Genomic DNA, 17,705 nt, shown 5'->3' with positions numbered 1-17,705 from the left:
GGTCAGCCCTCCAGGGCCAGGCCCCGGCGGATCGCCGACTCGACCGGCGAGTAGTCGCCGTCCGGTCGCCGAAGCTCACAGGGGACGGCCGGCATCAGCGGCGGCTGGGCCATGAAGCGGGGACGGGTACCGTGGTGCGGTTGGGCCGCGTGCACCAGGAACGGGTGGCAGAGGTAGACGTCGCCGGGGCTGCCGGTGGCGTACGCGAGCGGGCGGTGCGCGGACGCCTCGACGACCTGCGGAGCGATCTCCAGCATGGACACGCCCTCCTCGCCGTACGGCTCAAGAACGGGCGGGATGTCGAGGTGCGAGCCGACCCGGATGCGGGTGGGCGCGTCCTGCTCGGTCACCTCCGAGAAGAGGAACAGCATCAGCAGGGCGCGATCGCGCGAGCGCAGGTTGGCGTGGTACCAGCGCGACTCGACCCCCTCGGGCAGGTAGCTGCCCTCGATGTGCCAGCCCGCGTCGTCCGGTTCCTCCTCGTGCGGGAACCGCAACGGAAAACTGCCGAGGGAATAGCGGGGCACCCAGCGTCCCTCACCCACCAGCAGGTCGAACGCATCATGCAGCGCAGGGGAGTTGGCGGCTGCGGCGAACGGACCCTGGGCCATGCCACCCACCCATACCACCGGATCCTTCCAGGTGCGCGGGTCCTCCGGCGCGTATCCCGTCTCCTGCCACAGCAGCCGCGCGCAGTCCTCCGCGACCCGCGGCGGAAAGGCGCCCTCGACCTTCACGAACCCGTCCTCGAGGAAACGCTCCACCATGCGGTCGTCCATGGGGCTCATCGTGGGCGACCGGCCGACCGGGACGCACCTCATTTTTGCCGTACCGGCAACGAAGGTGGCCCCTCGCGGCACGTCGGCGCAGGCTGGCGACACCGAGAAGAGAGGGTGACCACCATGGCGCACGAGCACCACCATCACCACACCGACGTCGACTGGGGCGCGTTGGCTCCGCTGCTGGAGTCGCAGGCCGAACTGCTGGCCCCCATGTACCGGCAAATCGCGGGCCGGCTGGGGGAGCGCGGTGCACGGCCTGGGCTGATCGTCGACGCGGGCAGCGGACCCGGAGCCGTCAGCTGCGTCCTCGCCCAGGCCTTCCCGGATGCCCGGGTCGTGGCGGTCGACGGGTCCGAGCCACTGCTGGAACGCGCCCGCGTGCGGGCCGCCCGGCTGGGACTGGCCGACCGTTTCAGCACACTGACAGGTGAACTTCCGGGCGTTCTCGACAAGTTGGAGTACCCGGCGGACCTGATCTGGGCGAGCCGCAGCCTGCACCACCTCGGTGACCAGCGGGCGGCCCTCGCCGCCTTCGCGGACCGCCTCGCTCCCGGCGGGGTCCTGGCCCTGCTGGAGGGCGGCCTGCCCTCCCGCTCGCTGCCTCGCGACATCGGCATCGGACGCCCGGGTCTGGAGGCCCGGCTGGACGCGGTGGAGACCGAGCGGTTCACCGCCATGCGCGCGGAGCTGCCCGGCGTGGTCGCGGAGACCGAGGACTGGGCCGCGCTCATGACCTCTGTCGGCCTGCGCGCACCGATGACCCGCACCTTCCTGTTCGACCTGCCCGCCCCCCTCTCCGACGAGGCCCGCGCCTGCGTTGTCGCCGAGTTCCAGCGCCGTCGCGACAAGCTCGCGGACGCCTTGGACGCGACGGACCGCGCGACCCTGGACCGCCTCCTGGACCCGGACGACAAGGCGAGCCTGCACCACCGCCCCGATGTCTTCGTCCTGGAGGCGCACACGATGCACACGGCCGTGAGGGCTTGACTTGGAGAGCGCTCCAAGTGATGGACTGCCCGGTGTCCATCACGACAAGGGGGGAACCATGACCGACTCTCCGGTTGCGCTCATCACCGGTGGCGGCAGCGGCATCGGTGCCGCCGTGGCCCGGCGGCTGCTCGACGCCGGGCACCGGGTGGCCGTCACAGGACGTGGGGAGGAGCGGCTGCGCGGCTTCGCCGACGAACTCGGCAACCCCGACGGCCTGTTGACGCTTCCCGGGAGCGCTGCCGAGTACGACCAGGTGAAGGCCGCCGTCGAGACCACGCTGAAGGAGTTCGGCCGACTCGACACGGTCGTCGCCAACGCCGGGTTCGGCACCCACGACACGGTCGCCGAGGGTGATCCGGCGGGCTGGACGGAGATGGTGCTGACGAACGTGCTCGGTCCGGCGCTGTTGATCCGTGCCTCCATCGACGCCCTCAAGGAGACCCGGGGCCGGATCGTGCTGGTCGGCAGCGTCGCCGGGTTCGTGAACACGCCCGGCAACATCTACGGCGCGACCAAGTGGGCGGTCACCGGGCTCGCCGAGAACACTCGCCGTCAGGTCACCGAGTGGGGGGTGGGCGTGACCCTGGTGGCGCCCGGCCGCGTCGAGACGCCCTTCTGGGACAGCTACGGCGGTCTCCCGCCCGGTCATCTCCTCACCGCCGACCAGCTCGCGGACTCGATCGTCTGGGCGATCCGGCAGCCCGCGGGCGTCGATGTCAACACCGTGGTCGTACGACCGATCGGGCAGCCCAACTGACGAGGGCTGGGCGTCCCATGGCGGGCGGGCAGCAGATGCCCGGACGCGGCGACGGCCCGGACGCGCGCAACGCGGCCGGGCCGTCGGACGGCGTGGGGGCCTCGGGGCGGCTCAGCCCATGTCGAACGTCGCCGGGTCCGGGCCGAGGCGACGGTCCTCGTTCAGCGCGCTGATCGCCGCCATGTCCTCGGTGTCCAGCGAGAAGTCGAAGACCTCGATGTTCTCCCTGATCCGGGCCGGGGTCACGGACTTCGGAATCACGATGTTGCCGAGCTGGACGTGCCAGCGCAGCACCACCTGGGCCGGGGTGCGGCCGTGCTTCTGCGCGATGGCGACGATCGCCGGAACCTCGAGGAGACCCTTGCCCTGGCCGAGCGGCGACCAGGCCTCGGTCGCGATGCCCTGCTCCGCGTGGTACTCACGGGCGGCGTGCTGCTGCAGGTGCGGGTGCAGCTCGATCTGGTTGACCGCAGGGATGACGGAGGTGGCGTCAATCAGCGTCCGAAGGTGCTCCGGAAGGAAGTTGGAGACGCCGATCGCCCGGGCGCGGCCGTCCGCGTGGATCTTCTCGAAGGCCTTGTACGTCTCGACGAACGTGCCCCGCGACGGCAGCGGCCAGTGGATCAGGTACAGGTCCACGTACTCCAGGCCGAGCTTCTCCAGCGACGTGTCGAAGGCGCGCAGCGTGGCGTCGTACCCCTGGTCGCTGTTCCAGAGCTTGGTGGTGATGAAGAGGTCCTCGCGCGGGATGGCGGACGCGGCGACGGCCTTGCCGACGCCCTCCTCGTTGCCGTAGATCGCCGCTGTGTCGATGCTGCGGTAGCCGGCCTCCAGTGCGGTGGTGACCGCGCTCTCCGCCTCGTCGTCCGGCACCTGCCAGACGCCGAAGCCCAGCTGGGGCATCTCGACGCCGTTGTTCAGGATGATCGGGGGGACCTTGCTGCTCACGAGCTCTCGATCCTTCAGTCGTCGGGTGGTGCTCCTATCGTCAACGATCACCACCTTACGTGCATTCCCGACCGGCGGGTTTCCCACGATGTCCTGACGACAACCACAGAATGGCCAAGGTCACGTCGGCTCGGCCCGGCCCGGCCGCGGGCGACGCGACCACCGGCGGTGCCGGGCTCAGGTCCGGTACAGCGCCTCCACCTCGGCGGCGTAGGCGTTCTCGATGGCCTTGCGTTTCAGCTTCAGCGACGGTGTGAGCAGTCCGTGCTCCTCGGTGAACTGGTGGGCGAGGATACGGAACGTACGGATCGACTCGGCCTGCGAGACGAGCGTGTTCGCGGCGACCACCGCCCGCCGTACCTCCGTCTCCAGATCCGGGTCGCGCACCAGCTGGGCCGGGGACAGCTTCGGCTTCCCCTGCATCTGCAGCCAGTGCTCGACGGCCTCGGAGTCCAGGGTGACGAGTGCGGCGACGTAGGGGCGGTCGTTGCCGACGACGATGCACTGCGCGACCAGCGGGTGGTCCCGTACGCGCTCCTCCAGCAGCCCGGGCGAGACGCTCTTGCCGCCGGAGGTGACCAGGATCTCCTTCTTGCGCCCTGTGATGGTGAGGTAGCCGTCCTCGTCGAGGGAGCCCAGGTCGCCGGTGGCGAGCCAGCCGTCGTGCAGGGTCTCGTCGGTGGCCTTGGGGTTGTTGAGGTAGCCCTGGAAGACATGGGGGCCGCGCAGCCAGATCTCGCCGTCGTCCGCGATGTGCACGGTGGTGCCGGGGATGGCCTGTCCGACCGTGCCGTAGCGGGTGCGCTCGGGCGGGTTCGCGGTCGCCGCCGCCGTCGACTCCGTCAGCCCGTAGCCCTCGTAGATGTGCACGCCGGCGCCCGCGAAGAACAGTCCCAGCCGGCGGTCCATCGCCGAGCCGCCGGACATGGCGTGCCGTACCCGGCTGCCCATCGCGGCGCGGATCTTGGCGTACACGACCTTGTCGAAGAACTGGTGCTGCATGCGCAGGCTCGCCGACGGGCCGGGGCCGGTGCCCCACGCCTTCGCCTCCACCGCGTCCGCGTACCTGACGGCGACCTCGACCGCCTTCTCGAACGGCCCGGAGCGGCCCTCCTTCTCGGCCCTGCGGCGGGCCGCGTTGAAGACCTTCTCGAAGATGTACGGCACGGCGAGGAAGAACGTCGGTCTGAACGCGGCCAGGTCGGGCAGCAGTGCCGCCGCGTTCAGCTGCGGCTGGTGGCCGAACTTGACCCGGCCGCGGATGGCCGCGACCTGGACCATCCGCCCGAAGACGTGCGCCAGCGGCAGGAACAGCAAGGTGGCCGCCTCGTCGCCCCGCTTGGAGTGGAACACCGGCTCCCACCGCCGGATGACCGTGTCGGCCTCGAACATGAAGTTGCCGTGCGAGAGGACACAGCCCTTGGGGCGGCCGGTGGTGCCGGAGGTGTAGATGACGGTCGCCACCGTCTCCGGGGTGACCGCCTGCCGGTGCCGGTGCACCACCTCGTCCTCGATGTGCGCGCCCGCGTCGTACAGCTCCTGCACGGCGCCCGCGTCGAGCTGCCACAGCCGGCGCAGCTGCGGCAGCCGGTCGATGACCGTGGCGACCGTCATGGCGTGGTCCTCGTGCTCCACCATCGCGGCCACCACCTCCGCGTCGTGCAGCATCCAGAAGACCTGCTCGGCCGACGACGTGGGGTAGACGGGGACGACCTGCGCGCCGATCGTCCACAGCGCGAAGTCGAAGAGTGTCCACTCGTAACGCGTACGGCACATGATCGCGACCCGGTCCCCGAAGCGGACCCCCTGGGCCAGCAGCCCCTTGGCGAGCGCCAGTACCTCGTCGCGGAACTCGGCGGCGGTCACATCGCGCCACCGGCCCTGCTCGTCCTTGCGGCCGAGGGCGACACGGAGCGGATCTTCCTGGGCATACTCGAAGACGACATCGGCCAGGCCGCCCACCGGCGGCGCCGACGCCAACGGAGGGTTGGTGAACTCGCGCAATCCCCGCTCCCGGCTCCTCGGTTCGCCTGCGGGACCCTCCAGCCGGTCAGCTCACTGGTGGCACCCCGCACAGCGCCGTGAAAGCTACCCCACCACGGCAGCGGGCGGGAGGGGGCTGAAAACCCGGGAACTCCTCACAAACCCACAGGTCAGCCATGGAAAATGCGAGCACAAGGGGAAGGGGAGGACAGAATCCCTTACGGCGGCGTAAGTTCCGGTCCCGTAATCTCCACCGAATCTGTACGGCGCGATTACCGCACCCCACGCCCTACCGGCGAGTAGGGGCGGGCGGTGGCCAGTTCCTTCCGCCGACCACGACCCCCGGCGGTCACCGCTGCCGTACCACTTCTTCAGCGTCCGCGGCGCCGATCCCGTCACTCGCTCCCGCGGCTGCCGACCACGGGACCACCGCCCCAACGGTGTCCCACCGGGCCCTGGACCGCGGCCGAGTGTCAACGCTGGGCAGGGTGATGATCGGCCGTTGGTGTGGACTCTTGCGGTAGGTTGTCGCGTGCCCCGGAGACGGGTGCGTTGGAGAAGGTCGAGACGCAGCGGCCGGATAACGGCACGGTGAATGAGCGGGTGGGGGCGACGCTGGGTGAACGGCTTCAGGCGGGTTGTCGGCGTGGAAGGTGGACGTGCGCCGTCCGGGCTGGGAGCGACGCCTTGAACGGGTGGAATCCGGCGAGTCGGAGAAGTCGATCCGGCTCGCTGATCGTGGAGTTAGGGAGATCACAAGCTCTGAGCGCGTTATCCCGCCCAGGTTCATTCCCGGACATGGGGGAGTGAATCCGTGCGGACCGAGTTGGAGCCTGCGGTCGAAACCACCGACAAGCGATCCATGCGGCACGCGCTGTTGATCTCGCTGGCGAGTGGGATCGGCTACATGCCGTTCGCTTTGACCATCCCGATCCTGCCCGGCTACGTCACAGGCCGGCTGCACGGCGGCCCGGCGGAGGTCGGCGCGGTCGTCGGCGGTTACGCGCTGACCGCGCTGCTGTCCCGCCCGGTGTCGGGCGCGCTGATGAACCGCCTCGGCGCCCGGGCCCTGACCATCGGCGGAGCGGTGCTGACCACCCTCGCCACCGCCTGCTATCCGCTCGCTGGATCGATCGCCGCGCTCATCGGCCTGCGCATGCTGGTGGGCGTCGGCATGGGCGTGATGCTGGCCGCGACCGGGGTCTGGCCGGTGCAGCTGGTCGCCAAGGATCGGCAGAGCTGGGCGCTGGGACTGGGCGGCACCGTCAACTATGTGGCCATCGGCTTGGGCGCTCCGCTGGGTACATTGACCGATCACCTGGTGGGCACGGCGAACACGTTCGTGATCGCCGGGCTGATCGCCCTGCTCGTCATCCCCATCGCCCTGTGCGTACCCGAGGTGCGCTTCTCCCCGAAGACGGAGCGGACCGGCATCGCGCAGGGCCGGGCACTGCTCGGCACCGTGCTGCCCAGCGTCGCGCTGGTCTTCACCGCGTTCGGCTTCGCGGCTGTCTCCAGTTTCGCGGTCGCGAAGTTCGACGCCCTCGGTATCGCCGGAGGAGCAGTCGTGGTCACCGCGTATTCCCTGACCGTGGTGCTGTTGCGCATAGCGGGCACCTGGATCCGTTGGGAGGCCACGCGACCAGTGGCGCTCGCCGGCCTCTTCCTCGTCGAGGCTCTGGGGGTAGCGCTCATCGGGGTGTCGGACGGTCTCGGGGTGGGTGTGATCGGCGGCGTACTCATCGGTGTGGGCATGTGGCAGATCTACCCGGTGCTGGGACTGTTCGTGGTGCGCTCGGTCAGCGAACGCCGGCGCGCCACGGCGCTGTCGACCTTCGGGGCCTGCTTCACCGTGGGCCTCGCCGCCGGCAGTAGCTCCCTCGGGCTGGTTGCCCAGGCCACCGGATATCAGGCGATGTTCCTCGTCTGCGCAGCCTGTATCGGTCTGGGACTGCTGGTGGCCGTGGCCGCGGCCCGCGTGGCCCGGGTCGGCTGACAACCCCCGATGACGGGCTGTACTCGGCGCGTCGTGAAGCCACGCCCGGCACCGGAACCGATTCGACCGACCAGAGGTGATCGGGCCCGGCGCCCGACGTCACCGGTCGGCCTCGCTGAGCCGCCGGACGAGCTCGACGAACTGCGCCGCGGTCGAATGACCGTAGAACTGCTTCGGTGACACCTTCGGCAGGTTGCGTTCCCGCATCTCGGCGAGGACCCGGACGACCAGCAACGAGTTTCCGCCCAGGGTGAAGAAATTGTCCTGCAGGCTCACCCGGGTGTTCAGCAGCTTGCTCCAGATGCTCAGGATGTCATCGGCGATTCCGCTGGATGCGGGCTCCTGGGCGTCGGGTGCGTCGGCCGACCCGGTACGTGGATCCGGCAGCCTGGAGGTGTCCGGCTTCCCATTGATCGTCAGCGGAATCTCGGCGACCTCGGTGATCGTCGCGGGCATCATGTAGTCGGGAAGCATCGCCTTGGCATGCGCGAGCACCTGTGCGGAGTCCGCGGCCGCCTCGAGGACGACGTAGGCGTCGATCCGGCTGCTCGCCGGATCATCCGGCTGCTCCCGGTTGACCACGACCACCGCGGCGGTCACCTGGGGTGCACCCAGCAGCACCGTGCGGATCTCATCCAATTCGATGCGGTGCCCGCGCACCTTGACCTGGTTGTCCAGCCGGCCAAGGTGATCAAGACGCCCGTCGGGGTGCAGCCGCCCCTTGTCGCCGCTGCGATAGATCCGTTCACCGGTGAGCTCATCGAGGAGGAACCGCTGCTCGGTCAGCTCCGGCCGGCCGAGGTAATGGCCGGCCACCCCCGCGCCGCCCACGTAGATCTCACCTGAGGGGCCGGGCGGAAGGACTCGCCCCCGTTCGTCCCGGATGGACACCGACCACCCCGGCAGCGGACGGCCGACCGACCGCGAGCCCGCCACGACCTCCTGCGGGGTCACCGCCTGGGCGGTCACGTGCACGGTGGTCTCGGTGATGCCGAACATGTTGACCACCCGGCAATCGGTGGCCGGGTGCCGGGCGAACCAGGGAGCCAGCATCCGCACGTCGAGTGGTTCGCCGCCAAAGATGATCAATCGAAGGGCCAGGTCCCCGCGGACGCGCTGATCGTGGTGGACGAGTTGCGCGAACGCCGACGGCGTCTGGTTCAGCACCGTGACGCGTCGCTCGGCCAGCAGGGTGTAGAACTCCTCGGTATCGCGGGTGGTCCAATAGGGGACCACGACGAGGCGACCGCCGGTGAGCAGGCAACCCCAGATCTCCCATACGGAGAAATCGAAGGCGCTGGAATGGAACAGCGTCCAGGTGTCGTCCCGGCCAAGGGCGAAATCCTCGGCGGTGGCCTGCAACAATGCCAGCACGTTGCGATGTGGCACGACCACGCCCTTGGGCGTGCCGGTGGAACCGGATGTGTAGATCACGTAGGCGGGGTCGTCGCCCCCGTCGGAAGGACGTGCACCGGCCATCGCCTGACCTGCCCCCAGCTCCGTCAGTGCGGAGGGGGTCAGCAGCCGAACCCCGGGAACCGGGGGAAACTCCGGTGCGGTCGTGATGATGGCGGGCATCCCCGCGTTCTCCGCGGTGAAGCGCAGGCGCTGCGCCGGATAGCGCGGATCCATCGGCACGTACGCACAGCCCGCCTTGAGCACGCCCAGCAGGGTGACCACCAGATCGGCGTCCCGTTCCAGGCAGACACCGATCCGGCTGCCCGGCGCGATGTCCAGCGCACACAGGCCTGCCGCCACCGCGTCCGCTCGATCGTCCAGTTGCCGGTAGGTCAACCGCTCATCGCCGGCCAGCAACGCCACGGCTTCCGGCTGCTTGGCGGCCACCTCCTCGAAGGCGCGATCGATCCGCCCCCGCACGGGCGGAGCGGTACCCGCTCCGCCCGCCCGGAGGAGCGCCGCCCGTTCGGCGCGCGGCAACAGTTCCAGCTCGGACAGTGGCCGATCCGCTGCGCCGTCCGCCAACTGCCCGGCCAGGTGCGCCACGTGCGCGCAGAACCGCTGCGCGATGGAAGCGTCCACGATGCCCCGGTCGAACCGGCAGATCGCGTGTGACGAGCCCCGATCCAGCTGGATGGTGAGCGGGAAGATCGGCGTCAGACAAGCCGTGTAGCTGCCCTCCTCGAAGGCCGGGCTCAGGATGACCCCGACCGACGGCGGCTCCTGCGGCGTGACGGGCGCCTGGTCGAACCGGCGGAGGAAGTCCGCGGTCGAGCACTCCGGGTGTTCGTCCACCGAGTGAACGCGGATCTGTTCGCCCGTGTCGTCGTCCAGGTCCAGGACACCCAGCTCCGCTCGATTCCCGCCTCCGTATCGGCTCACGGCCAGTGCGATCGCGGGAAGGAAGAGCCGTTCGGCTTGCCCGCCGAGGGCCGTGAGATCGATCCGCGCACTGCCGACGACCCCGCGCAGCTCCGGATCGCCCAGGCCCCACTCGAGGCCGCCGCGATGCACGAAGCCCGGCCGGGCGGCGGCGGCCCGGCGCGGCACGCCCTCGCCGCGTCCGTCCAGCAGCAGCCGGGCGATTGGCCGCAGTGCGGCCGGTGGGATCACCGCGCGGACGGCCACCAGTACCAGGTCCACGGTCCCGTCGGCGTACCGCAGGGCCACGACTCGTAAGGGAGGACCATCCCGATGAATCGGCCGCAGGGACTCGGCGCGCCTCCGGTCCTCGGCCATCGGCTCGTCCGCGCCGACCGGCACCGCGGTCTGCCAGACCTGGAGCGGATCGGGCATCGCCCCGGACAGCAGGCGCTCCGCATCCGCCGTGCCGGGGAGCCGCAGCACGAGGCTGTGGCATCCGGCGGCGGGATCATCGATCGTCGAAGTCGTCACGGGTGTGTCTCCTGGTCATCGGGAGGTGAAGCCGCCGTCCACGGTCAGCACGCTGCCGGTGACCTGGCGGGACTCGTCCGCCGCGAGCCACAGCGCCGCGCTCGCGATGTCGGACGGCTCGATCAACGCGTTCATCGGCTGGTCCCGGACGAAGATCCGCTCGTGCTCGGCGACCGGGACCTCCAGCGATCGGGCGATCTCGGCGAGCATCCGGCCCTCCAGCACCGGATCGTCCCGGACCGACCCGGGGCACAACGCGTTCACCCGCACCTGCATCGGGGCGTAGTCCAAGGCCGCGGCCTTGGTCAGTCCGATCAACCCGTGCTTGGCCGCGACGTAGCTCGCGAAATGCCGGTATCCGACCGTGCCCGCGGTCGAGGACACGTTGATGATGCTGCCGGATCTGCGTTGGACCATCACCGGCGCGACCGCCTTCATCATCCGCCAGGCACCGGAGAGGTCGATGTCCAGCATGAGCGACCACTCCCGCTCGGTGATGTCATGGGCGATCTTCCCGGAGGGCGAGGCGATCCCGGCGTTGTTGACCAGCGCGTCCACCGTGCCGAACCGGTCCAGCGCCTGGTCGACCGCCAGCGCGCACTGCCGGGCGTCTCGCACGTCGACGGCGGCGATCACGGTCGCGGCGCCCGCGCGTTCACACAGGGTCGCGGTGTGTTCCAGCTGACCGGATGATCCGAGCGGATAAGGTACGTCGGCGAGATCGCGCGTGATGTCCAGCAGGAGCAGGTCGGCTCCCTCGTCGGCGAACCTGAGCGCGCAGGCACGGCCAAGGCCGCGGGCCGCGCCGGTGATGATCACGGTCTTGCCGGCCAGCCTCATGCCGAACTCTCGGCCATCAGGCGCAGCACCCGTTCCGGCTCATCGACCAGATACATATGGCCGCCGGGAAGCTCTCGGTAGGCGAACGGACCCCGCGTCACCTCGGCCCACTGTTCGGCCTGCTCACGGGAGACGAGTTCGTCCCGATCGCCGCGCAGGGCGGTGACCGGCACCGAGAGCGGCTCGGTGCCGGTCGCCCGGTAGTTCTCGTGCATCTCCACGTCGGCGCGGAGCACCGGGAGCAGGACCTCGACCAGTTCGGGGTCGTCGAAGGCCGCATGCCGGTAACCGGCGAACCGCTGTACCCCGGCCAGGAACTCCTCGTCGGCCAGGCCGGTGGCTCGTTCGGCCCGTCCGTGGTGCGGCCCCGGTGATCCACTGACGAACAGGTGACACAGTCCAGGGTGACCGATCCGCTCGAGTTCCCTGGCGATCTCGTAGGCGAGCACCGCGCCGAGGCTGTGCCCGAACAACGCGATGGCCGCTCGTTCGCCGGCGTCGGCCAGGATCTTCGGCGTCAGTTCGGCGACGGCGTCGGCGACGTCGGTGAACGGGTCATCCGTGAATCGCTCCTCGCGCCCCGGCAGCTGGACCGGAAGCACGGTGACTTCCGATATGCCTAACTTTTCCCATTCTCGGAAGAAACCGGCACCGCTGCCCGCAAAAGGCAGACAGGCGAGAAAGGGCTGCTGTGCACCCATGGGCCCCCATCTTTCCTCGTCATTCGCGACGTGTCCCGACAATCCCAGTTCCCAGTGCCACTTCGGAGCGTAACTCGGTGAATGATCAGCTGTAAAGGTCGTGAATAACGGGTGGCCGTACTGGCGTGAATGTGAGCCAAGATTGGCGTGATATGGAATGTGAGGTTTAAGGTTCCACCGACGAGGGTACGGTGGCTCGCGTTGATGTTCGGGAAAGCCGCTGGGGTTTATCGGACGGGGTGATGTGATGGTTTCTTTATATTGGGCGATATCCGCTGATCAGGGAAGCGGGCGACGTCGGGATGTGATGCGGTGAGCACCCGCCGGCCCCCGGTCACCCAGACGGAGCGGATACTCGCCGAAATCTGGTGTGACGTGCTCGAACTCGACGAGGTCGACGTGCTCGACAACTTCTTCGAAGTTGGCGGGTACTCAATGCTCATGCAGCTGGTGCGCGAGCAGATCGCACAGCGTATCGGTATCCGGCCGACCTTGCCCGAACTGTTCATCCACTCCACGATCCGGTCATGCGCCGCTTTTATTGACGGATCGACACAGGAGCAGGAACCGGCTACACTTCCGCGGGAAACGGTGGGAAGTTCGGATTCCGTGGATTCAGCAGCCGGTCAGCGTGATACGGATATCGCCGTCATCGGACTGGCTTGCCGTTTCCCGGACGCGGTGGACGTCGACCAGTTCTGGGACAATCTCGTGTCCGGCGTGGACAGTGTCAGCCGTCTCCCCCCGAAAAGCATCGCCGGTCCCGGCGGCAGCACGCGGGAACAAGTGCCCGCGTATGGATTGCTTCAGGCACCGGAATGGTTCGACGCGGGTTATTTCGGCTACACCCCGCGTGAGGCCCTGCTCATCGATCCCCAGCATCGGATCCTGCTGGAGTGCGCGGTCGAGGCGATCGAGGGCGCCGGCTACGACCCGGACCGATTCCCCGGCCTGATCGGCATCTACGCCGGGTGCAGCCTGTCCACCTACACGGAGACCCTGCGGGCCAGGCAACAGGAAGATGGCTCGATCACCAGCTGGGACATCCTGACCGGCACCACCAGCGACTATCTGGCCAGTCGCGTCGCCTACAAGCTGGGTCTGCGGGGACCGACCGCCAATGTGCAGGCGGCGTGCGCGACCTCGCTGTACGCCGTGCATTTCGCCGCGCGGGCACTGCTCGCCGGTGAATGCGATATCGCACTGGCCGGCGGCACTTCGGTACGGCTGCCCGCCAAGCTGGACAATTACCGGGTCGGCGGAATCACCTCGCCCAGCGGCACGTGCCGCCCGTTCGACGCGGCCGCGGATGGGGTGATCGGTGGTCAGGGATGCGGGATCACCGTGCTGAAGCGGCTGTCCGAGGCCATCGCCGATGGCGACCACATCCATGCCGTGCTGCGTGGTTCCGCAGTGAACAATGACGGCAGGGACCGTGCGGGGTTCACCGCGCCGGGAGTGAGAGGGCAGGTCGAGGTGGTCAGGGCCGCCCAGAGCGCCGCCGGCGTCACGCCCTCGTCCATCACCTACGTCGAGGCACACGGCACCGGCACCCGGGTGGGAGATCCGATCGAGGTCGCCGGGCTGAACCAGGCGTTCGCCGACGGGAAGCCACGCGAGCAGCCGTGCTTGCTCGGCTCGGTGAAGGGCAACATCGGGCACACCGATGCCGCCGCCGGTATCGCCGGGTTCATCAAGACGGTGCTCGCCGTGGAACGCGGGATCATCCCACCGAGCCTGCACTACTCCGAGCCGAACCCGGACATCGACTTCGCGGCGGGCCCGTTCGCCGTGGTGACCGAGCCCACGCCGTGGGCGCCCACCGGGATACCGCGCCGGGCCGGTGTCACCGCGCGCGGGCTCGGCGGTGGCAACGCGCACGTGGTGCTGGAGCAGCCGCCGTCACCGCTGCCGAGGGCGGAGACCGCGGATGACCAGGTGCTGGTGTTGTCCGCGCACACCCCGGCCGCCCTTGACGAGCTGACGTCGCGGCTCGCCGGCCGGCTGGCCGAACATCCCGAGCTCGAACTGCGGGACGTGGCGTGGACCCTGCAGGTCGGCAGGCGGCTGCACGGGTACCGCCGGTACGCGGTCGTCCGTGATCGGCAGGACGCACTGCGGGTGCTCAGCGGGGATGCGCCGGAGCGGCTGGTCACCGGTGACCACGCCAGGGACGGGCGAGCCGTGGCCTTGCTGGTGCCGGAGACGGTCGACGTGGAGGTGGTGCGGCGTTGGAAGGCCCTCGGTCTGAATCCGGACCTCACCCTGCAGCCGGACTGTGACGACGCCGAGATCCGGTCCGCTCTGGAGACTCCGGGCAGGCTGTTCCTGGAGATCGGCGACTCCCAGTTGTCCGCGCGGCTGCGGGAGCATCCACAGTGGACGCCGGAGCACATCGCGATCACGGTCACCGACCCACTGGCAGCACTCGGTGAGCTATGGCTCGCCGGCCTGCCGATCAACTGGGCGGCAGCCCACACGGGACAGGCGAGAAGGGTGCCCTTGCCCGGCTATCCCTTCCAGCGGCAGCGCTATCTGCTGGAGGCGGGGCCCACCGCACAGCCGCCATCGTCCGCACAGCCGCCATCGTCCACTCCGGAGGCCGGGCTGGACACGGAACAGACGGTGTCCATGCTGTTCACCGAAATGCTCGGCCTGCCAGACGTCGACCCGGAGGAGAGCTTCTTCGATCTCGGCGGGGACTCGCTGGTCGCGACCGAGCTGGTGGGCAGGCTCGAGCAGTTGCTGCCGGTGGAACTGGAGGTGCGGTCGATGTATCTCGCGCCATCGGTACGGGAGTTCACCGCGCTGATCGAAGAGCGGATGCGCGACTCGGCGGTACGTCATGACTGAATTACGGGTGATCGAGCCCCCGGTACCGGAAACCGCGGTGGCCACCCTGTACTGCTTTCCGCACGCGGGTGGTTCGGCGGGGGAGTACGCGCGGTGGGCGGCGCACACGCCTGGCTTGCGACTGGTGGCCGTCCAACCACCGGGCAGGGCACACAATCTCGGGGCGAAGGCGTTCACCGCGATGCCGGAGTTGGTACGCGAGATCCTCACGCGGGTGCGGTTCACCCCACCGTTCGCCCTTTTCGGCCATAGCCTTGGCGCGCTCGTTGCGTTCGAGGTGGCCAGGGCCCTGAGGCAAAGGCCGTTACGGCTTTTCGTCTCATCGTGCGAGCCTCCGCCACTGCCCGGGCGGGCCCAGCCGCTGCACCTGCTGGACGATTCCGCGCTGCATGCCGAGATCGAACGACGGTGGGGCCCGCTGCCCGCAACGGCCAGATCCGACAAGGACCTGCTCTCCGCCGCACTGGCCTGCTATCGCGCGGATCTCCAGGTACTGGAGACCTATGAGCACGTGCCCGGCCCCCGGCTGGGTTGCCCCATTACCGCCATCGCCGGTGCCGAGGAGTCGAGGGGCGGGGCGTTGATGACGGGATGGCGGGAACACACCGACGGAGCTTTCGAGTCGTGCGAGCGGCCGGGAGGTCACTTTCACACCCGGGAGGACCTCGATGGCCTGGGCAGGCTGCTCGGCGACACGGTACGCGCCGATCTGATCCGAGCCGAACGAGATATGAGCAGATGAAAGGCGTAGGGGTCGTCGGGGCGGCTGTGTGCCGCTTGGAGTCGACCCTGAGTGGCCATCGTTCCCCTTGAGCGGCCATCGTTCCCGCAGTGATCACGTCAGTGAGGGATATCCACCGCGATCCAGCGAGGGCTGGCCGTCAGGCCTGCCCTCGCTGGATCGCTCCCGGTAGGGACGTTGGCCGCCCACCCACGCGGGTGGATGACCCGACGTGGGAAGAACACACAGTGGAGATCAGCCGTGCATCGGAGTATCACCGGGACCTATCTCAAGCATTACTCGAACGTCCACAACGGAGCCGACGAGCTGATGCCACTGACCGGCGCGCAGCGGAGGTTCCACCACACCAGGTCCGCCGATCCACACGACCGGGTCAGGATCCTGCCGGTCTTTCTGGAATTCCCGCCCGGCCTGTTGTCGACTCACCGGCTGGAACAGGCAACGCGGTCGGTCCTGCTGCGCCATCCGGCGCTGCGCGGGGCGGCGGACACGGTCGGCGGGGTGCCGGTACTGCGGATAGGTCCAGTTCCTTCGGGGCCGATCGTGCGGGAAATCGTGGCCTCGGACGACGCCGCCGTATGGGCCGCCTTGGATGACTGGCCCGCCGGGCGTGGTTCGCTCCGGGTGCTTCTGGCCAGGGACGATCGCCGGGATCTGCTGGCCATCGGGTTCGACCACCTGGTCTGTGACGGCGAGTCCACCGGCCTGGTGCTGGACGACCTGATGTCCGGCTATCAGAGCGGGGTGCGGGAGCCGGACTCCCTGGCCGCCGCCGAACTGCGCCGCTACCGGGAAGTGGTGGAGCGGCAGCTGGAAAAGGAACACGCGGCGAGCGGGCCGGAGGCGTTGGCGCACTGGACGTCCCGGGTGCGTGACGCGGGGCCCGGTCTGTGGGGCAGGGACGCGGGCGAACCGGGCGGGCGGGTCTCCTCGGCCTGGCAACGCGTCGCGCTGCCGGGATCGGCCACGGATCGGCCGTTCCCGGTGCTGCTGGCCGCCTGCCATACGGCGTTGGCCCGGACACCGGGAACCGCGCCGGTCGCCTATACCTGGGGAGGCCACGATGAGGCGGGTGTGGTCGGCTGCTTCATCAACACGGTGCTGGCCAACCCGCAGGGCGACGGCGTTCGCGAGAGCTGGTGGGACGATCTGGAATTCGTGGACACCCCGTTCGACGAAGTCGTCCGGGCCGCCAGGGCGTGTCATGCGTCCTGGACCGGCCACCTCGATCTCGTGTTGACCCTCATCGATCGCACGCGCCGCCCGGCGCCGGTGCTGGACGGCGTGCCCGCCCGGTTCAGGTATCCGCCGGGCAACAGGATGGAGGAACCGGTGATCGTCACGGCCGTCCATGACCGGGGGGAGTTGTCGCTGCGCATCGATCACGATCCCACGATCGTGCCTGGTGCCGCCGCGACCGGAATCGCCGACGTACTCCGTGCATCCTTTGTGGACGCCGGCCATGTCGAGGGCTGAACCCACCGCCCGGTCACTGTTGATCTGCCTTGACGGGCGGTCACCGGTGGAGTTACCCAACGGCGAGAGCGTGTTGTTCGGCTGGCGGGGCGGGGAGATCACCGTCGGTACCGACCAGGCGCTGACCGCGGGCCGGATCCACGCGTTCGGCGACTACTGGCTGATGTCGAACTGCGGCACGGCGGGCACCTACTGCGTGGACAACCTGGAGGGGGCGGGGGAGTACGTGAAGGTGCGGGCGGGCAGGGCCGGGGTGCCGATTCCCTTCGAGCTGAGCCGGGTGACACTGACCGTGGGTGCCGGGGACAACAGCTTCACCGTCTACGCCCCGGAACGCCGGCCCACCGCCGGGCCGGGTGACGCCGGGATTCCGTTGCTGGACGAGGAAAGCCGGTATTTCCAGGTGCTGGTCTGCCTGTGCGAGCCGAGATTGCGGGACTGTGGTGTGGCGGCGATACCGACCCCGGCGCAGGTCTCGGCCCGGTTGTCCGCCTCCGACCGGCCGCTCGGCCGCTCGGCGGTCAACTATCACATCGACTACCTGGCCACGAAACTCGGGATTGTGGCCCCGCGCGGGATGACCCGGGCGTGGAAGCGAGCCACGCTGGTGACGCTGGCGTTGAAGTTCGACCTGGTGCGCCCCGAGCATCTCGGTCTCCTTCCCGGGCCTGTTCCGGGAGAAGGCGTTCCGGCTGCCCATCCCGGTGGAAATGAGTGATCTCGGGAAACCGCCCCGGGTCGCACCGTCTTCACGGCGTGTGAACCCGGGGTTCATACGCCGTGA

Annotated in this window: 13 protein-coding genes; 7 read left to right on the top strand and 6 right to left on the bottom strand. The window is 69.2% G+C overall.

The features are described from left to right. Positions 1–2 precede the first annotated feature (2 nt). Positions 3–779, bottom strand: coding sequence for a phytanoyl-CoA dioxygenase family protein (locus ACFYZJ_RS28725; RefSeq protein ID WP_388572666.1), 777 nt, complete (start codon positions 777–779; stop codon positions 3–5). 123 nt (positions 780–902) lie between these two features. On the opposite strand from ACFYZJ_RS28725, the gene ACFYZJ_RS28720 reads away from it, so the two are divergent. After that, entirely contained in the window at positions 903–1,769 is an 867-nt protein-coding gene (locus tag ACFYZJ_RS28720; RefSeq protein ID WP_388572664.1) for a class I SAM-dependent methyltransferase, read from the top strand. 58 nt (positions 1,770–1,827) lie between these two features. Continuing rightward, positions 1,828–2,529: an SDR family oxidoreductase gene (locus tag ACFYZJ_RS28715; RefSeq protein WP_388572663.1), complete on the top strand. Its 702-nt coding sequence runs from the start codon at positions 1,828–1,830 to the stop codon at positions 2,527–2,529. A gap of 111 nt (positions 2,530–2,640) precedes the next feature. On the opposite strand, the gene ACFYZJ_RS28710 is transcribed toward ACFYZJ_RS28715, so the two are convergent. Together ACFYZJ_RS28710 and ACFYZJ_RS28705 are read right to left on the bottom strand one after the other, a co-directional pair. Beyond that, a complete protein-coding gene (locus ACFYZJ_RS28710; protein WP_388572661.1) occupies positions 2,641–3,477 on the bottom strand; it encodes an aldo/keto reductase in 837 nt (278 codons plus the stop codon). 177 nt (positions 3,478–3,654) lie between these two features. Beyond that, entirely contained in the window at positions 3,655–5,481 is a 1,827-nt protein-coding gene (locus ACFYZJ_RS28705; RefSeq protein WP_388572659.1) for an AMP-dependent synthetase/ligase, read from the bottom strand. Between the two features lie 793 nt (positions 5,482–6,274). Here ACFYZJ_RS28705 and ACFYZJ_RS28700 point away from each other — a divergent pair. Next, on the top strand, positions 6,275–7,456 hold the full coding sequence (locus ACFYZJ_RS28700) for an MFS transporter (protein WP_388572657.1): 1,182 nt from the start codon (positions 6,275–6,277) through the stop codon (positions 7,454–7,456). 99 nt (positions 7,457–7,555) lie between these two features. On the opposite strand, the gene ACFYZJ_RS28695 is transcribed toward ACFYZJ_RS28700, so the two are convergent. The 3 genes from ACFYZJ_RS28695 to ACFYZJ_RS28685 are packed head-to-tail and all read right to left on the bottom strand — an operon-like array spanning position 7,556 to position 11,850. After that, entirely contained in the window at positions 7,556–10,309 is a 2,754-nt protein-coding gene (locus ACFYZJ_RS28695; RefSeq protein ID WP_388572655.1) for an amino acid adenylation domain-containing protein, read from the bottom strand. Between the two features lie 15 nt (positions 10,310–10,324). Next, the gene (locus ACFYZJ_RS28690; protein ID WP_388572653.1) at positions 10,325–11,149 is read right to left on the bottom strand and encodes an SDR family oxidoreductase; all 825 of its coding nucleotides are present in this window, start codon (positions 11,147–11,149) and stop codon (positions 10,325–10,327) included. Beyond that, the gene (locus ACFYZJ_RS28685) at positions 11,146–11,850 is read right to left on the bottom strand and encodes a thioesterase II family protein (protein WP_388572859.1); all 705 of its coding nucleotides are present in this window, start codon (positions 11,848–11,850) and stop codon (positions 11,146–11,148) included. Before ACFYZJ_RS28685 ends, ACFYZJ_RS28690 begins: the two co-directional genes overlap by 4 nt. Positions 11,851–12,162: 312 nt before the next feature. Here ACFYZJ_RS28685 and ACFYZJ_RS28680 point away from each other — a divergent pair, with 312 nt between their 5' ends. The 4 genes from ACFYZJ_RS28680 (at position 12,163) to ACFYZJ_RS28665 (ending at position 17,639) form a co-directional block, all read left to right on the top strand. Continuing rightward, on the top strand, positions 12,163–14,703 hold the full coding sequence (locus tag ACFYZJ_RS28680) for a beta-ketoacyl synthase N-terminal-like domain-containing protein (RefSeq protein ID WP_388572651.1): 2,541 nt from the start codon (positions 12,163–12,165) through the stop codon (positions 14,701–14,703). Beyond that, on the top strand, positions 14,696–15,445 hold the full coding sequence (locus ACFYZJ_RS28675; RefSeq protein WP_388572650.1) for a thioesterase II family protein: 750 nt from the start codon (positions 14,696–14,698) through the stop codon (positions 15,443–15,445). Before ACFYZJ_RS28680 ends, ACFYZJ_RS28675 begins: the two co-directional genes overlap by 8 nt. 240 nt (positions 15,446–15,685) lie before the next feature. Further along, entirely contained in the window at positions 15,686–16,921 is a 1,236-nt protein-coding gene (locus ACFYZJ_RS28670; protein ID WP_388572648.1) for a condensation domain-containing protein, read from the top strand. Between the two features lie 46 nt (positions 16,922–16,967). Continuing rightward, positions 16,968–17,639 carry a serine/threonine protein kinase gene (locus tag ACFYZJ_RS28665; protein WP_388572646.1) on the top strand — a complete coding sequence of 224 codons (672 nt, stop codon included), beginning with the start codon at positions 16,968–16,970 and terminating at the stop codon, positions 17,637–17,639. Positions 17,640–17,705: the final 66 nt, after the last annotated feature.

Origin of the sequence: Streptomyces sp. NPDC001848 (genome assembly GCF_042891915.1) — a bacterium.
Classification (GTDB): domain Bacteria; phylum Actinomycetota; class Actinomycetes; order Streptomycetales; family Streptomycetaceae; genus Streptomyces.
The sequence above is the reverse complement of the archived record's forward strand: the minus strand, read 5'-3'. Positions and strand labels throughout refer to the sequence as shown.

Coding starts and splice junctions, on each gene's coding strand:
- ACFYZJ_RS28725 (WP_388572666.1), bottom strand. CDS start 779: ATGGACGACCGCATGGTGGAGCGTTTCCTCGAGGACGGGTTCGTGAAG.
- ACFYZJ_RS28720 (WP_388572664.1), top strand. CDS start 903: ATGGCGCACGAGCACCACCATCACCACACCGACGTCGACTGGGGCGCG.
- ACFYZJ_RS28715 (WP_388572663.1), top strand. CDS start 1,828: ATGACCGACTCTCCGGTTGCGCTCATCACCGGTGGCGGCAGCGGCATC.
- ACFYZJ_RS28690 (WP_388572653.1), bottom strand. CDS start 11,149: ATGAGGCTGGCCGGCAAGACCGTGATCATCACCGGCGCGGCCCGCGGC.
- ACFYZJ_RS28685 (WP_388572859.1), bottom strand. CDS start 11,850: ATGGGTGCACAGCAGCCCTTTCTCGCCTGTCTGCCTTTTGCGGGCAGC.
- ACFYZJ_RS28675 (WP_388572650.1), top strand. CDS start 14,696: ATGACTGAATTACGGGTGATCGAGCCCCCGGTACCGGAAACCGCGGTG.